The sequence below is a fragment of the Candidatus Tisiphia endosymbiont of Neophilaenus lineatus genome (genome assembly GCF_964264975.1).
GTDB lineage: Bacteria > Pseudomonadota > Alphaproteobacteria > Rickettsiales > Rickettsiaceae > Tisiphia.
Genome location: NZ_OZ183649.1, coordinates 959,715 through 975,197, shown reverse-complemented (window position 1 = coordinate 975,197; position 15,483 = coordinate 959,715). Strand labels below are relative to the sequence as shown.

16 protein-coding genes and 1 pseudogene are annotated in these 15,483 nt (G+C 33.7%); 12 read left to right on the top strand and 5 right to left on the bottom strand.

The window, feature by feature from the left end; translation table 11 throughout:
• Positions 1-2: 2 nt before the first annotated feature.
• The gene (locus tag ACFE3K_RS05710; RefSeq protein WP_375358604.1) at positions 3-470 is read left to right on the top strand and encodes a helix-turn-helix domain-containing protein; all 468 of its coding nucleotides are present in this window, start codon (positions 3-5) and stop codon (positions 468-470) included.
• Here the strand turns inward: ACFE3K_RS05710 and ACFE3K_RS05705 are convergent.
• On the bottom strand, positions 467-1,000 hold the full coding sequence (locus tag ACFE3K_RS05705; RefSeq protein WP_375358603.1) for an IS630 family transposase: 534 nt from the start codon (positions 998-1,000) through the stop codon (positions 467-469). The two genes, ACFE3K_RS05710 and ACFE3K_RS05705, sit on opposite strands and share 4 nt — an antisense overlap.
• Complete coding sequence (locus ACFE3K_RS05700) at positions 994-1,494, bottom strand: helix-turn-helix domain-containing protein (protein ID WP_375358543.1); 501 nt, start codon at positions 1,492-1,494, stop codon at positions 994-996. The genes ACFE3K_RS05705 and ACFE3K_RS05700 overlap by 7 nt, the downstream gene beginning before the upstream one ends.
• Before the next feature lie 51 nt (positions 1,495-1,545).
• On the opposite strand from ACFE3K_RS05700, the gene ACFE3K_RS05695 reads away from it, so the two are divergent.
• Both ACFE3K_RS05695 and ACFE3K_RS05690 read left to right on the top strand, forming a co-directional pair.
• Positions 1,546-2,115, top strand: coding sequence for an IS630 family transposase (locus ACFE3K_RS05695; RefSeq protein ID WP_375358602.1), 570 nt, complete (start codon positions 1,546-1,548; stop codon positions 2,113-2,115).
• A 119-nt stretch (positions 2,116-2,234) separates the two neighbouring features.
• Positions 2,235-2,834, top strand: coding sequence for a RelA/SpoT domain-containing protein (locus ACFE3K_RS05690; protein WP_375358601.1), 600 nt, complete (start codon positions 2,235-2,237; stop codon positions 2,832-2,834).
• Between the two features lie 112 nt (positions 2,835-2,946).
• Here ACFE3K_RS05690 and ACFE3K_RS05685 read toward each other — a convergent pair whose 3' ends face one another.
• A complete protein-coding gene (locus ACFE3K_RS05685; protein ID WP_375359494.1) occupies positions 2,947-4,359 on the bottom strand; it encodes a phosphomannomutase/phosphoglucomutase in 1,413 nt (470 codons plus the stop codon).
• Between the two features lie 53 nt (positions 4,360-4,412).
• Here ACFE3K_RS05685 and tsaB point away from each other — a divergent pair, with 53 nt between their 5' ends.
• Positions 4,413-5,090 (top strand): tRNA (adenosine(37)-N6)-threonylcarbamoyltransferase complex dimerization subunit type 1 TsaB, encoded by a 678-nt coding sequence (gene tsaB / locus ACFE3K_RS05680; RefSeq protein ID WP_375358600.1) that lies wholly within the window; start codon positions 4,413-4,415, stop codon positions 5,088-5,090.
• Between the two features lie 34 nt (positions 5,091-5,124).
• Here the strand turns inward: tsaB and ACFE3K_RS05675 are convergent, their stop codons facing one another.
• Both ACFE3K_RS05675 and ACFE3K_RS05670 read right to left on the bottom strand, forming a co-directional pair.
• Entirely contained in the window at positions 5,125-6,195 is a 1,071-nt protein-coding gene (locus ACFE3K_RS05675) for a hypothetical protein (RefSeq protein WP_375358599.1), read from the bottom strand.
• Positions 6,196-6,506: 311 nt separating this feature from the next.
• The gene (locus tag ACFE3K_RS05670) at positions 6,507-8,180 is read right to left on the bottom strand and encodes a ribonuclease J (protein ID WP_375358598.1); all 1,674 of its coding nucleotides are present in this window, start codon (positions 8,178-8,180) and stop codon (positions 6,507-6,509) included.
• A gap of 141 nt (positions 8,181-8,321) precedes the next feature.
• Here ACFE3K_RS05670 and ACFE3K_RS05665 point away from each other — a divergent pair, with 141 nt between their 5' ends.
• From ACFE3K_RS05665 to ACFE3K_RS05630, 8 genes and pseudogenes are all read left to right on the top strand, one after another.
• The gene (locus ACFE3K_RS05665; RefSeq protein WP_375358597.1) at positions 8,322-8,912 is read left to right on the top strand and encodes a phosphatase PAP2 family protein; all 591 of its coding nucleotides are present in this window, start codon (positions 8,322-8,324) and stop codon (positions 8,910-8,912) included.
• Positions 8,903-9,670: an NAD kinase gene (locus ACFE3K_RS05660; RefSeq protein ID WP_375359493.1), complete on the top strand. Its 768-nt coding sequence runs from the start codon at positions 8,903-8,905 to the stop codon at positions 9,668-9,670. The genes ACFE3K_RS05665 and ACFE3K_RS05660 overlap by 10 nt, the downstream gene beginning before the upstream one ends.
• A 489-nt stretch (positions 9,671-10,159) precedes the next feature.
• On the top strand, positions 10,160-10,330 hold the full coding sequence (locus ACFE3K_RS05655; protein WP_341747583.1) for a hypothetical protein: 171 nt from the start codon (positions 10,160-10,162) through the stop codon (positions 10,328-10,330).
• A pseudogene (locus ACFE3K_RS05650) lies at positions 10,320-10,613 on the top strand (DUF2335 domain-containing protein); the annotation flags it as partial. The gene ACFE3K_RS05655 and the pseudogene ACFE3K_RS05650, both read left to right, overlap by 11 nt.
• A gap of 242 nt (positions 10,614-10,855) precedes the next feature.
• On the top strand, positions 10,856-11,323 hold the full coding sequence (locus ACFE3K_RS05645) for an IS5 family transposase (protein WP_375358596.1): 468 nt from the start codon (positions 10,856-10,858) through the stop codon (positions 11,321-11,323).
• Between the two features lie 480 nt (positions 11,324-11,803).
• Positions 11,804-13,210, top strand: a complete 1,407-nt coding sequence (ltrA, locus tag ACFE3K_RS05640; RefSeq protein ID WP_375358595.1) for a group II intron reverse transcriptase/maturase — start codon at positions 11,804-11,806, stop codon at positions 13,208-13,210.
• Between the two features lie 22 nt (positions 13,211-13,232).
• On the top strand, positions 13,233-13,430 hold the full coding sequence (locus ACFE3K_RS05635) for a transposase (protein WP_375359443.1): 198 nt from the start codon (positions 13,233-13,235) through the stop codon (positions 13,428-13,430).
• Between the two features lie 174 nt (positions 13,431-13,604).
• On the top strand, positions 13,605-15,473 hold the full coding sequence (locus ACFE3K_RS05630; protein ID WP_375358594.1) for a patatin-like phospholipase family protein: 1,869 nt from the start codon (positions 13,605-13,607) through the stop codon (positions 15,471-15,473).
• Positions 15,474-15,483 lie beyond the last annotated feature (10 nt).

Genomic DNA, 15,483 nt, shown 5'->3' with positions numbered 1-15,483 from the left:
AAATGATGAAACATGAGCCGCATGGTCGAAATCGTATACGTTTATTGGCGATGTATCACCTTCAATTAGGCAAATCTTTTAAAGCCATATCTGAAATAGTGAAGTCACACTGGAAAACTGTGCAATCATGGCTCAGAAGATTTAGGAATCATGGTTTTGAAGGATTATTTGAATCACAAAGAAGCGGTGCCCCTAGGAAGATTAACAGTATACAAGAGTCTGCTATTTTTGATAAAATCAATACGCTCAGTGAAAGTAAAACTGGTGGGTATATAACTGGAAAAGAGCTACATATCATGTTACTTGAGGAATATGGTGCTAAATGTGCTTTAAAAACAGTCTACAATACTATGCACCGCCTTGGTTTTAGCTGGATTACTTCTCGTTCAATGCATCCAAAGTCAAATCAAGAGACTCAAAATAGATATAAAAAAACTTTCCAGACATGTTATACCAATTGTAATAATTAACACGGTGTATTTATCCAATCTCTATTATGAGCAAGTTGATTCCAAGCGTAACAAGCCATAGTAACGATATCTTCATATACACCATAACATTGGTTAGACAAGAAATGATTTTTAATCCATTCCCAAACTTGTTCCATTGCATTAAGTTCCGGTGCATAGGGCGGAAGCGGTATCAAAGTGATATTGCTTGGCACAGTTAGTTTTTTGGCTGTGTGCCAACCTGCATTATCCATTAGTAAAGCTATATGTCGGTTGCCTTGAATACTGCGAGAAAGCTCTTCTAAGAATTTATTCATTGCCTGTGTGTTTGCATATGGTAAAATTAATGCACAAGCTTCTCCTGTCTCATGGCAAGCAGCTCCGTAAATATATGTTGAAATAAATTGCTGTTGCCGAACTTTACGGGGTCTAGTGCCACGCTTAGCCCATATACGAGTTAAGATACCTTGTTGCCCAACTCTAGTTTCATCCTGAGACCATATATCAACTTTACATCTATCGATATTTTTTGGTAATAATTTTGTTAACATGTCTGGAAAGTTTTTTTATATCTATTTTGAGTCTCTTGATTTGATTTTGGATGCATTGAACGAGAAGTAATCCAGCTAAAACCAAGGCGGTGCATAGTATTGTAGACTGTTTTTAAAGCACATTTAGCACCATATTCCTCAACTAACATGATATGTAGCTCCTTTCCAGTTATATACCCACCAGTTTTACTTTCACTGAGCGTATTGATTTTATCAAAAATAGCAGACTCTTGTATACTGTTAATCTTCCTAGGGGCACCGCTTCTTTGTGATTCAAATAATCCTTCAAAACCATGATTCCTAAATCTTCTGAGCGATGATTGCACGGTTTTCCAGTGTGACTTCACTATTTCAGATATGGCTTTAAAAGATTTGCCTAATTGAAGGTGATACATCGCCAATAAACGTATACGATTTCGACCATGCGGCTCATGTTTCATCATTTTTATAAAATCATGACCATGAAAACCTTGTGGTAATATTAACCTAGCCATTTGAGTACCTTTTATCAGTTAAAAACCCATCTTAGACCACTGCGTTAATTATTGCAATTGGTATTAACAAAATTATTAGCAAAAAATATCGATAGATGTAAAGTTGATATATGGTCTCAGGATGAAACTAGAGTTGGGCAACAAGGTAGCTTAACTCGTATATGGGCTAAGCGTGGCACTAGACCCCGTAAAGTTCGGCAACAGCAATTTATTTCAACATATATTTACGGAGCTGCTTGCCATGAGACAGGAGAAGCTTGTGCATTAATTTTACCATATGCAAACACACAGGCAATGAATAAATTCTTAGAAGAGCTTTCTCGCAGTATTCAAGGCAACCGACATATAGCTTTACTAACGGATAATGCAGGTTGGCACACAGCCAAAAAACTAACTGTGCCAAGCAATATCACTTTGATACCGCTTCCGCCCTATGCACCGGAACTTAATGCAATGGAACAAGTTTGGGAATGGATTAAAAATCATTTCGTGTCTAACCAATGTTATGGTGTATATGAAGATATCGTTACTATGGCTTGTTACGCTTGGAATCAACTTGCTCATAATGTAGATTTAGTAAAATCAATTATGTATAGAGATTGGATAAATACACCGTGTTAATTATTGCAATTGGTATAACTTTCTATCAATTGACAAGCTTATTTTTATTTGTTAGCATCAAAGACTCCATAACATTATTTTAAAAACAAATTCACGACAACTTAACTAGAATATCAAATATGCAATTTCAAGATACTAACGATTTACATAAAATAGCCGATATTATTAGTACTAAGCTAAGTGAACATGATATAGCAGCAACAACATATTATAGATTAAAAGACCCTTGTTCTGCCTTAAATAAGATGATACTAAAGACTAACGAATTAACGGATCTAGTTGCTTTTAGATTTATAGTTGATAAGCTAGAATATTGTTCTAAAGTGTTAGATATTATCTGTGGCATCTATTCTGTTAAAACAACAGAGAAAAAGAATTATATTGATTATCCTAAAGATAATGGTTATCGTGCCTTGCATATTGTTACGAGTGTCGGCAACCCTAGACGTGATGTGGAAATGCAGGTACGAACCAATGAGATGCATGATATAGCAGAATTTGGTACAGCAAATCACAATGAATATAAAAATATACAGGCAGCAAAGATAAGAGAGTTACTACCTAGTGGCATGTTGAATGTGGCTGCTATTAATACTGGGCTAAATAAAGCGTACGACATCTTTACCAATTTTAATTGGACTATACCAGAACTTATTGATTATGAGCAAACAATTATAAACCTTTATCGTATTTATCAAGACAACTTGCGTAAAGTATGAAGTGCATAGTGTTATTGAGTAGCTAAAATATGTGGTTAACGCGAATTTGGGATAAGAGTTTGTCAATTCTTATCCCAAATTGGGGTATATAGCTAAAATATTTTCGGGTTAGCTATAGTTTCAAACCATGTTTGGCTAGTAAAGATGAAAGCTCTAGTTTTAGACTATTTAGTTTTTCCAAACTATCTGATTCATATTTAGCAATAATTTTAGCTTCAGTATTTGAAGCTCTTAGTAACCACCATGCATACCATTGAGATTTATTGGGCATATTATGTGAGTCAACCCTTATACCATCAATATCATTAAAAGTGATATTTCTACTGTTTAAATCCTCTTTTATTTGCTGAATAATATCAAATTTAAGGTTATCTGATACAGAAATCTTAATTTCAGGGGTACTATAACATTTAGGTAACTCATCTATCATATCGTCCAAAGTTTTTTTTGACCTTGATAGTAAATCAACAAACCGTAGGGCAGCATAAATTGCATCATCATATCCATAATATTTATCAGCAAAAAATATATGCCCACTAGTTTCACCACCAAGTAACGCCTTAGTTTTGTGCATCTTATCTTTGATAAAGGAATGACCTGTTTTCCACATTATCACATTTCCGCCATAGGACTTAATTTGATTAAATATGCTGCTACTTGATTTGATATCCATTATAATAGTTGCATTTGGATTTTGCTCAATTACATCTTTTGCCAATATAGCAAGGATTTGGTCACCTAAAATTATTCGTCCTTTCTTACTTACAATGCCTATACGATCTCCATCCCCATCGAATGCAATACCAATATCGCAATCCTGAGTCTTAACTATCTCTATTAGTTGTTCTAGATTCTTGGGAATAGTTGGATCTGGGTGGTGATTAGGAAAATTGCCATCAATTTGCGAATTTATAACGACATTTTTGTTAGGTAATATTAATGCTAATAAGTCAATAATATTTCCAGCCGCACCATTGGCAGGATCCCATGCGACTTTTATTTGAGGATATATAGTTATTCCTTGCAAAATCCTATCTAGATATTTATCGGTAACATTTAAATTGCGTATATTACTTAGTGCTAGAAAATTTTTTGGTATAATAAGATTGGTGGACCAATCTTGACTTAGAATATTATTCAGTAAATCTTGTATTTGTTGGTCGAAAAAAGACTTTCCTTGTGATAACAACTTAAAGCCATTATCATCTTTGTGGTTATGGGATCCTGTTATCATTATGCTAGCTTGTGGCTTAAATATTTTATCAGCAAAATATAAAACAGGGGAGGGTACAATACCTATTGAGGTAACCTTCCCCTTAGCTGAAATAATACCATTAACCAAAGCATGATAAAGGGCAGGGGAGCTTAACCTACCATCACGTCCTATAAATATTTCATTCCCTTGCTTTGATATATGCATTTTGGTAAAATAAAAGCCAATTTTATAAGCAATAGTTGGATTAATATCTATTAGACTGCTGCCACGAATGTCGTACAATCTAAAAATTGTTCTATTTATTTCCATTGTCATTATAATTGAGTATACTTACAAAACTTGAAATATCGATTATATTATAAATGAAAATTTTAGCATTTGATACGGCAAATAATAGTGCATCTGTTGCAATCTCTGAAGATCAGGTTATTCTAGCCTATATTGAGGAATTAAGGTCTTCTATGCAAGCTGAAACTATCGTGCCAATGATTGAAGAAGCATTGAAAATAGCAAAGCTTTCTTATCCTGACCTAGATTATTTAACCGTTACAAACGGTCCAGGCAGTTTTACAGGCATTAGAATAGGCTTATCAGTGACAAAAGGCATTTTGCTAAGTACAGATATAATAGGTGCTACTATATCTAATTTTGAGTTTTCCTGGTGGATGGCTAGCAGGCAAGTAAAAAATTATAATAAAATTTTTATTTTTCTCAATGCATATAGAGGACTATTATATAGCCAAGTTTTTGATCAAGATGAACAAGTTTCTATTCCGTCACTGATAAATTATGACCAAGCTGTGGAATTATTAAATACAGAAAATGCTGCTATTAATGTCTGTGCAGGTAGTGGGGTAGAGATGATATACGACAAGATTAGGGATATAAAAAATTTAACAATCTTACCTCGTTTTACTAGAGTTAAGGCACTGCATATATGCAAATATATAGCCGATAAAATAAGGAAGCACAATTTCTCTAACTCCATAGAACCGTTATATATTAGACCAGCTGATGCGAAGATTAGACTTCTTACATAATTCTACTGCTGCAAGAAGTCTATTAAAAATTTTCCTAACCTCTTCCTTTACCTTCTGTTTTTTCATTATGTGGAGGTGGTGACGTTGGTGCGTTAGATGACATATGTGATTTTGCTTTTTGTCCGACAAATTTTGCCTCATTCTTCAATTGTTCAGCCAATGGTAGTTTGCTCTTGTCATCAGAATATCCATGCCATTTGTCTTTTAAATATTCACAAATTCTTTTAATAAAATTCTTCCTTGGCATTGTCGTATTCGATGATGCAGCTTGATCATTTACTAATTGCTTAGTAAATTTCTTTACTGTATATTTACTTGGATTATCGATAAACTTATTTAACTGTTCCGCAGCTTTTTTAGCAATGTCATTAATAGATTGTGAGCTTAATTTCCCTGTTTTTTTATCTTTTTGAGTTGCGATTGCTTGATCAATTTGCTCTATCAATACGTCAGCTAAAGCCTCTGTAGCACCATTTGCTTTTTTAAATGTACTTATTGTTTCCGGCTTCACTCTTTTATCTGATATGATTTCCGAAACTCTTTTTTTCATATCTGTTTTATATTGCTCTTCATTAAGAGGAGCAGTTAATAATTCTTTCGATAAAGCCTTATTACTATCAATAATTGCTTGAGGGGATTTTTGCTCACAATTTGTTTGGATTGTTTGTATATCGCTAATAAATCGATCAGCAATCTGACCAGTGCCAGCTACATCAATTACTACCTGCGTTTTTGGTTCAAGATCTCCTACTGCTCCCAACGAAGCGGTAATATTTACAGCCATATAATCTTGGCTATTAAATTCCGTACCCATCATCTTTCTAAGGTCACTATTTGGCAAGAAAGCACCCATACTATAATCAAACATGAAATTCTGTCCGCCAATATATGATACATTACGATCTTTATCTATAGTGATCTTGGACATACTACCATCTCTTAGCCATTCATTCATAGGATCGCATCCATAGTTATTAAATGCTTTAAATCTTAGTGGAGTCAATCCACCTATACCGCCAGCTATACCCCCTTGGTGATTTGCATATAAAATATATTTTGTTTGTTCTTGTGATAAATGATAATCTTTTGTTAATATATCATGCATATCTTGATAAGTTACCTCATAGTCCTGATCTTTACCTAACTTACACTTAGCTAGTAAGTCTACTAGCTGTCCATCTTGGGTTTCAAGATAAAAGACACCACGCTCTATATCCTTGCTAACCTGCTTTTCACGAGATTGAGGATTTTTTTGACAAGCTTTATCATATTTAGGATCAAAGGACTCTGCTACATATTGTAAGTCTTTATCTATATTTTGTGCAGCATCACATCAGATGTAAAACTATATGATTCCATAATATAATATCTCCTTAGTTAACTTGCATTCAATAAACTAGATTAATAAACTAGTTCTCAATAAGCTTTTTCCACATTGACTATGATAATGGGTGATTTATTTATCTCATGTTTCAATGTCTTACGAATAGCCGACCTTACAGCATTCTCAATCTGTTCATTGAGAATGCTACCTTTTGATTTCCTCTGAATTTCTATCGTTTCAACAATATCATCTTTAATCATATTAATTAGCTGTGCATCATCGTCAGGGTCAAGAAGACCCGGCATAGATAAAATAGGTCTGCAACTAAGGCTACCATTTTTATTTATTACCAAACTTGCCACTACTATACCAGAATCACGCATACGTCTACGAGTTCTAAAAATCGATGAGTCTGCTGGTAAAAGATAATTGCCATCAACAGCCAAATAACCCGTTGTTACCTTGAATAAAATACGAGGATTATGAGGATCAAGTAATACTAAGCTACCATTTTCGACTTCAACAGCATGTTTTATAACATTTTTACGAGCTAATTTCGCGTGTTCATGTATATGTACCGGCTCACCATGCACTGGTACACAAATCTGAGGTCTAATTAGAGAGTACATGTGTTTGAGTTCGTCAATTGATGGATGCCCAGAAACATGTACAAAATGATCTCGTTCAGTTACCACTTCAATTCCTGACCTCACAAAAATATTAAACATACGGAAAATTTTCTTTTCATTGCCAGGAATAATTTTTGAAGAAAATATAATTGTATCTTTAGGAGCTAACTTTATACTATGGTGACTATTATTTGCCATTTTTGCAGTAGCTGCTAGAGGCTCACCTTGGCAACCAGTAGCAATAACTAAAAGTTCTTGCCTTTTAAATCTTGCTATATCTCGTTCATCGATCAAAGGGGCAATATCTTTCATATAACCACTTTCCTGTGCTGCAAGCAAAATTCTATGCAAACTTCTTCCCGATAGGACAACTTTTCTTTTTGCCATCTGACCTGCGTGAATTAGAGTCTCAAGACGAGCCAAATTTGAGGCAAAAGTTGTTACCACAACCATCTGAGAGCAACCTGCTATAATATCTACTAAACTTTTACGCACTTCTCCTTCTGAACCAGAAGTTCCTTCATTAAATACATTAGTTGAGTCACAGACTAAAGCTAGAACCCCTTCATCCCCATAAGATTTTAGTAGAGCTTCATCAGCTTTCTTACCAAGTACCGGATCATTATCAAATTTCCAGTCTCCTGTATGGAGAATATTGCCAGCTTCTGTACGTATCATAATCGCCTGCATTTCTGGAGCTGAGTGGGTTAGCGGTATCATCTCTAGTTGGAATGGATCAAGATTTATTTTTGCCGAAGGCTTTACTTCATGAATTTTTATAGTTTTAGCAAAATCATATTCTGCTAATCTAAGTTTTAGAAAATTTGCTGTAAAGGTAGTAGCATATATTGGACATTCTAGGCTACTCCACAAATATTGGATTGCTCCCAAATGGTCTTCATGTGCGTGAGTTAGAACTAAAGCTACTATATCTTTTTTATAGCGTTCAATAAAGCTAATATCAGCAATTATCATGTCAACACCTGGTAAATAATCATCGGCAAAACCGCTACCGCAGTCAACCATCAACCATTTTCCTTGATAATGATATAGATTGACATTTATGCCTATTTCATTTGCACCACCAAGTGGTAAAAATAGTAAATCATTTTTATGGTTTTTAATGTTGAATGACATATTAACTTCTATATGATGTAGGATTTAAGTATACTTTTATAACTTATTTTTGGCTTTTAGTCTATGATTAATACTAATTTAGTTTATACTAGTATATTCACCTTTGGTATAGTTTTATTATTAACTATACTACTTCCTAATTTGGATATAGATTCCTCAAAATTATTCTACGACAGCAATAATGGATTTATCTATCGTAACAATAATATTGTACAATTATTATTTGAAGTTATTCCAATATTAACTACTATACTGACTATAGTAATATTATTATACCTACTTTACTTAATTGTTAAGTACAAAACTTTTAATAGGCTTATTATTTCAGGGGGTTTTTATATAATTTTATCTACAGCAATAGGTCCTGGACTACTAGTAAATTATATATTTAAAGAAAATTTTGGTAGGGCTCGTCCGCTGCAGATTAAAGAGTTTAATGGTACAAAAAATTTTACTAGAGCCTTCTCAATCTCTAATGAATGTTTACATAATTGCTCATTTTCATCAGGCCATGCAGCTATGGCGTATAGCTTAACTAGTTTTGCTTATGTTGCTCCTTTGATATTTTTCTCAAGAATTTATAGTATCACATTGATTTTTGGTACATTAGTTGGACTAAGTCGTATATTAATGGGAGGACATTTTTTAAGTGATGTACTGGCTTCATGTGTTGTTACACTAATAATTAATCATCTATTATATTTATGTTGGCAAAAACTAAAATTAATTTAAATAAAATTGCGATTGTTTATAATAGTTCGACAAAATCATTAGGAATAGTTAGACAGCTTGAACTAGTTTATAACTTTTGTAAGGTAGAAGAAGCAGAAATAATTGTTGTAGTTGGAGGGGACGGAGAATTACTACATGCGATACACCGTTATATGCATCTTGATGTTTCTTTTTATGGAATTAATTCTGGTAACATTGGGTTTTTAATGAATCCAGTTATTGTTGAAAAGTTAATGGATAATTTACAAGAATCTATAATTTCTCATTTATACCCATTAAAAATGCAAGCAGAAAGCATAGACAATAAAACCTATACTGCCCTAGCTATTAATGAAGTATCAATATTTCGTAAAACCAACCAAGCTGCTAAATTCAAGATCGAAATTGATCAAGTTGAGCGTATGAGTGAATTAGTAGCCGATGGGGCAATGGTTGCAACCCCAGCTGGCAGTAGTGCATACAACTTATCTGCTGGAGGTCCTATTTTGCCACTTGAGTCAAACGTATTATGCCTCACACCAATTTGTCCTTTCCGTCCAAGACGCTGGCATGCTGCGTTACTACCATTTTCTACTACTATAAAGTTTGAAATCTTAGAAAGTAATAAAAGACCAGTAAATGCAGCTGCAGATTTTCAAGAGTTTAATAATATAAAGTCAGTATTAATTAAATCTGTAAAACACAAGAAGATAAAGTTACTATTTGATAAAAAAAATAGCCTTGAAAATCGAATTATTAAAGAGCAATTTAATGAGTAATTCACCTTACGTATAACATAAAAGTCATAGGGAGAATAGCCTATGAGCTATTAGCGAGGAGTTACTTTGGTGACATCCCTCCCTAATGGCGATGATTACTTGAGCCTACTATATAATTTATTACATTAAACTGAGGTTAAAAAAATGATTTTTATCAAAACTAAAGATTATTTCTCCCATTTTTCTTAAAGCTTTGTTATAATCACTCTAGGTGCTGTGAACCTAGTATCATAGTATCTTACATTTTTCTATAATCGTCATAGCAAGGCTCTTTAGATGCCGTGGCGATCTAGGTAAACAGCGAAGCTGTTTTTTTAGAGTAACGCTTCGCGTATCCTAGATTGCCGCGTTGCTGCTTTTGCGTGACTCCTCGCTAATAGACGCTCGGGAGGACTCTTAACAGTAGTGACATAAAAAATGTAGGATTGCTATGACCTAGTATACTTAAACTTGCATACTTGCTAATCTTATAATTTAATATGAGAATAAATGAATAAAGAATTTGTAAGACATTTCCTAATAGGCTTTTTTAGTGTATTTAAAATATCTCAAACGACAGTAAGAAAAAAGCCAGAGACAGATTTACTTGAATACTTTATTAGAGTAGAAAAAGATATTAATTCAACATTTCAAGAAATAAGAAAAGAATATGAAAGATAGTAAAAGTTTTTTTGCTAATAACAATAGGTTGAACAAAGGATATTTAAAAGTTAGTAATCCTCAGGAGTCAGATAATAGCTTCTATAGTAAGAAGTTTGCACATATTTTGCCACCTGTAGATTTAATCGCAGAATATGAAAATATTTATCCAGGAACATTGACAAAGCTAATTGCCATGGCAGAAAAAGAGCAAGTACATAGACATCAGATGGATATTAAAAGTATTGAGGTTTATGAAAGCGTAACAAAAAAAGGTAGAATAAGTAGCATTATATTCATGATAATGGTCTGTATTACTACTATAGTTTTGGCTGTATTGGGACATTTTATAATTGCCAGTATTTTCACGGTTTCAGTATTGTTAGCCATAGGAACTGGAGTATTCTTGTCTTCTGCTAAATTTACTAAGCGGAAAGACTATACTAGGTTCTGTTGACAAAAATTATAGTTAGGCAAGAGGAATAAAAAGTTGCCATAGTAAGAAGAAATGGTAGTTTCTAGTTATCAAAAAAAGGAACTACCAATATGAAGTATTACATAGAAGAACAAGCATGGGAAGTAATTTTATTATTTTTTAAGGAAAGAAATGGTATACACAACAAGAATGAAGAAAAAATGAGATATTTTATTGAAGCAATATGGTTTATTGTTAGAACAGGTTGCCAATGGCGTCTTCTAGCGGATGATTATGGTTGTTGGTACAGTATTTATCGCAGATTTAAGAGATGGGTTGACAAAGGTATATGGGATGATTTAATGGATTATGTTAAAGTAGATGCAGATATGGAATCAATTATGATTGATGCAACTATTGTGAGAGCACATGCTTGCTCATCTGGATATATCAAAGGTAATCAAGAAGAAGCGGCTTTAGGTAGAAGCAGAGGTGGTGTTAGTACTAAAATTCATACCCTTGTTGATGTCCTTGGTAATCCATTAAAGTTTATACTAACTGCTGGGCAAAGAAATGATGGCGCTAGGCAAAGCGGGTAAATTACAGTTGGTGAAAATCCAACCTACGTAAAGTTTAGCCAACAGCGTAGAACCAAATTTCACATATATGGAGGTAACGAATTATGTGAAGCTGAGAGGAGGGATGTAGTGGGTTGTAACGTAAGTGAAGGATATAAGCTCCGAAATATGCGATATCATAGAGGTTGACATGCTTCATTTCATGGAAAACAGGATGTGTAGTTGCGATAAGGCGAGCAACTATTGCTCTACCGGAGTCACAGACCATGACACGCTACAAGATGGAATTTACCTGAACCTAGGAGATCCATTGTATTCTTACGCAAGTGAGTACTTTAAAACAAGCTGTTAAGAGCAAGAATTAAAGTATGATACAATGGAAGTCGGACTGACTCATAGTATTCTGAGCATGGGAAAGCCATGTACATGGGGAAGGGGTCAGCAATATAGCGTTAGTGTAAGTACGCTTAATTCACTAATACACGGAGGTTAGAGAGTAGAATGGAAAGTAAACTTAAACTTATATCTGCTAAAGCTAAGGAAGATAAGAAGCTAAAATTTACAGCACTTGTGCATCATATAAATAAGGAGAATCTTATTAAATGTTACAAAGAGCTGAAAAGGAACAGAGCTTATGGCATAGATGAAGTAACGGTTGAAGAATATGGCAAGAATCTAGAGGAGCATGTAGAAAAGCTTGTGCAGAGACTAAAAGATAGAAGCTACAGGGCTAGTGCAGTTAGAATGGTATATATACCTAAAACTAACAGCAAAGAAAAGCGAGGGCTTGGTATTTCAACAGTTGAAGATAAAATAGTGCAATTAGCAGTAAAGAAATTGTTAGAAGCAATATATGAGCAAGATTTTCTAAAATGCTCTTACGGATTTCGACCTAACTTAAGCTGTCATTCAGCAATAAAAGCCTTAAATGAAGTGGTAATGAAAAAGCCAATTAATTATGTTGTAGAAGTAGATATTAGGAAATTTTTCGATAACATAAATCATTATTGGTTGCAAAGGTGTTTAGAAGAAAGAATATTAGACAAGAATTTTATGTGGCTAATAAGAAGACTTTTAAAAGCTGGAGCAACTAAGGATGGTGTTGTTAGTAGCAGTGATCAAGGTATACTGCAAGGCTCAGTAGCAAGTCCAATACTTGCAAATATTTACTTACATTATGTCTTAGATCTATGGTTTGAGAAAGTCTTTAAGTCAAAAGCTAAAGGCTATGTTGAGTTAATAAGATACTGTGATGATTATGTGGTGTGTTGTGAAAGTGCTAAAGATGCAGAAGAATTTTTAAACTTACTACAAGATAGGCTAAAAGGTTTTGGATTAAGCATATCAGAAGAGAAAACAAGGAAGGTTAAGTTTGGTAGACGACCTTGGCAACTAGCAAGTAAAAGGAAAGAGAAAGTGGAGACATTTAACTTTCTTGGTTTTACTCACTATTGTGGAAAAAGTAGGCAAGGATACTTTGTAATGGGTCATAAGACAATGAAGAGTAGCTTTGCAAGAAAACTAAAAGAAACTCAAGAATGGTTAAAGTCAATAAGATCGCAAATAGCTTTGAAAGAATGGTGGCCAACACTAAAATCAAAACTAACAGGACATTATAATTATGTTGGTATTAGCGGTAATTTTCAATCGATCTCTAAGTTTTACTATAGAACTGTACAAATGGTACATAAGTGGATAAACCGAAGAGGTAGTAGAAAAGTAAGCTATAAATGGTTTAAAAACTATTTGCAGTGGAATCCGCTACCAATGCCAAAAATAAAGTTTTCTTTATATGGTACTACTTCAAAGCAGAATAGCTATATTGAAGAGCCGTGTGTGGGAAAACCACAAGCACGGTTCTGTGAGGGCTATCATAGCAATGAAACTTTATTAATTAAAGGATGGTAAGAGCTATGATTTCTACTCGGCTATAACTCAAGCGGGAAATCTTACTCAAGATGTTCAGAATACGACTGTGATAGCCGATAAAGGATACGATAGTAGTGCATTTGTAGAAAGTTTAGAAAATAAGGGGTGTGAGATTGTTATACCACCAAAATCTAACCGTAAAGTACAACGTGAATATGATAAACATACTTATAAGGAACGATATTTAATTGAGTGCTGATTTGGTAAAATCAAACATTTTAGGCGTATATTTTCTAGATTTGATAAGGCTCCAGCCACTTTCTTAGCTTTTTTAAATTTTGTTGGAACTTTAATATGGTTACGTTATAATTTTTGTCAACAGAACCTAGAAGATGAAATTATATAAGAATCTTATAATAATTGAGTAAAGATTATGAGTAAATTACAAAAAGAAATGCAAGAAAGGCAGCAAAGTCCTTTAAAATATGTGGTTTATAGTGGTGGTGGAGCTAAGGGGGGTGGATATTCTGGTGTTTTAGAGGGTTTGAATGAATCTGAAGTAATTGATGAGGTAGAAGGAGTTGCAGGATCATCGGCAGGGGCAATAGCTGCTGCAGTGACAGCATTTGGTATACCACCTAAAGAATATGAAGCTATTTCAAAAAATACAAACTTCAAAGATTTACTTGGGACTCAAGGATTTTCAATTGGTCCGGTGCCGCTTAGCAAAGATGGCACTCCATTATACGAGCTTGTAGATAAGACTATAAGAAAAGTTGCTTATAATTTTTTAAAGGGCAAAAATTTTGTGGAACTTGCTACAGCGAGACATGAAAGGATTTCAGAAGAACTGAGAGAGTTAGACAAAAAAAGGCAAGATCTTTTAAATACGATTGAAACATTAAAACAACAAGATGACAATAATAGTCAACAGATTGCTGATATAAATGAAAATATTCAAGGTTTAGATTTTCAGGAACAAAATTTTAAAAAACAATCCAAGAAAATTCAAGCTATAATAGAATCTAACGGCAAAGAATTCATTGAATTAACAGACAAATGTCAAAAGGGTGGTGAACTCCTTTTTAAGGATTTAGCTCTTTTACGACTTCTTGATCCAGTGCAATTTAAAGACTTATTAATTACTGCAGTAAGGCGAGATGATAGTACTTTGCAAATTTTTAGTGCTGAAAATACTCCTGATGTTCCAATTGCTAGAGCTTGCCATGCTTCCGCTTCTCTTCCTTTAGTTTTTCAACCTGTAAAAATTGATGGTGTCGAGTATGTCGATGGGGGGTATAGAGACAATACTCCTATGGACTATTTCCCTGAAAATAACAGTAAAGTCGATGTTACGGAAGAGTTGGATGGTTTTGAGAATGTTACCCTAGCAAAAAAGCGAGGTAGGGTTTTAGCTCTTGCCTTCGGTAGTGGTATGGATGATTCAGCAAATATTGCTATATATAGTGCTAAGAATTTTGAAGGTCCAAATGCCCTAGTGAAATTTTTAATTGATGTAGTATATAAAATGCTAGCTAAAGTTGGTGGAAATCTTATATACACAAAAACTAATGAAAAGACTTTTGATAATTTACGTGAGAATGCATTAAATGCGGTTGCATTAAATACTCAAGATATATCTACTCTTAGCTTTGATGATGCTAAAAAATATGCACCTTACTTACATCTTAAAGCTCTTTTTCAGACTTTGAGGTATTTAAATAATTTTGAACTTGGTAAAAAGGTAGATAAAGCGTTTGAACAACAAGAATTTCTCCTAAGTGTTTATGAAGTTTATGATAATGAAAATTTGAATAAAACTTTTTTTAATAAGCTATTAGGTTATATAGTTCCCTCAGAGGAAATTAAGAAAGAGAACTCTTGGCAAGATCGTGATGTTATGCGAAATCATCAAGAAAAAGCTGACAAGTTGTTATCTTTTTGTACGAAAGAACGCTGGGAGGGGAAAGATAACAAGGATGTATTAGGAGAGTATGTACTAGTTGCAGCAACTGCACGCAATAATGAACTTAGAAATGATACCAAGTCTATAGAATCACTGATTAAGACCTTAAATAATCCAACAACACCGAATAAAATTAGAAATGATTTTGTAGAATTATTAGCTATTGATAAAAAACAAGATCAGAGATTTGATACAAGTAAAAGTCCAGCAAAGAATATTACTGAATTTAAGTTTACAAAAGGAGATTTTGATAATTTTCTAGGTAAAAATAAAAGAAAGGCATTTCAAATTAGTAGTGGAGGAAAGGGAGTAGGGCAGCAGGTTAGAGTGAGATGATACCAAATCC

What these genes read in the sequence shown, in the direction of transcription:
- ACFE3K_RS05710 (WP_375358604.1), top strand. Translation starts at nt 3, where the DNA reads ATGATGAAACATGAGCCGCATGGTCGAAATCGTATACGTTTATTGGCG.
- ACFE3K_RS05705 (WP_375358603.1), bottom strand. Translation starts at nt 1,000, where the DNA reads ATGTTAACAAAATTATTACCAAAAAATATCGATAGATGTAAAGTTGAT.
- ACFE3K_RS05700 (WP_375358543.1), bottom strand. Translation starts at nt 1,494, where the DNA reads ATGGCTAGGTTAATATTACCACAAGGTTTTCATGGTCATGATTTTATA.
- ACFE3K_RS05690 (WP_375358601.1), top strand. Translation starts at nt 2,235, where the DNA reads ATGCAATTTCAAGATACTAACGATTTACATAAAATAGCCGATATTATT.
- ACFE3K_RS05685 (WP_375359494.1), bottom strand. Translation starts at nt 4,359, where the DNA reads ATGGAAATAAATAGAACAATTTTTAGATTGTACGACATTCGTGGCAGC.
- tsaB (WP_375358600.1), top strand. Translation starts at nt 4,413, where the DNA reads ATGAAAATTTTAGCATTTGATACGGCAAATAATAGTGCATCTGTTGCA.
- ACFE3K_RS05675 (WP_375358599.1), bottom strand. Translation starts at nt 6,195, where the DNA reads ATGCATGATATATTAACAAAAGATTATCATTTATCACAAGAACAAACA.
- ACFE3K_RS05670 (WP_375358598.1), bottom strand. Translation starts at nt 8,180, where the DNA reads ATGTCATTCAACATTAAAAACCATAAAAATGATTTACTATTTTTACCA.
- ACFE3K_RS05655 (WP_341747583.1), top strand. Translation starts at nt 10,160, where the DNA reads ATGAATAAAGAATTTGTAAGACATTTCCTAATAGGCTTTTTTAGTGTA.
- ACFE3K_RS05645 (WP_375358596.1), top strand. Translation starts at nt 10,856, where the DNA reads ATGAAGTATTACATAGAAGAACAAGCATGGGAAGTAATTTTATTATTT.
- ltrA (WP_375358595.1), top strand. Translation starts at nt 11,804, where the DNA reads ATGGAAAGTAAACTTAAACTTATATCTGCTAAAGCTAAGGAAGATAAG.
- ACFE3K_RS05630 (WP_375358594.1), top strand. Translation starts at nt 13,605, where the DNA reads ATGAGTAAATTACAAAAAGAAATGCAAGAAAGGCAGCAAAGTCCTTTA.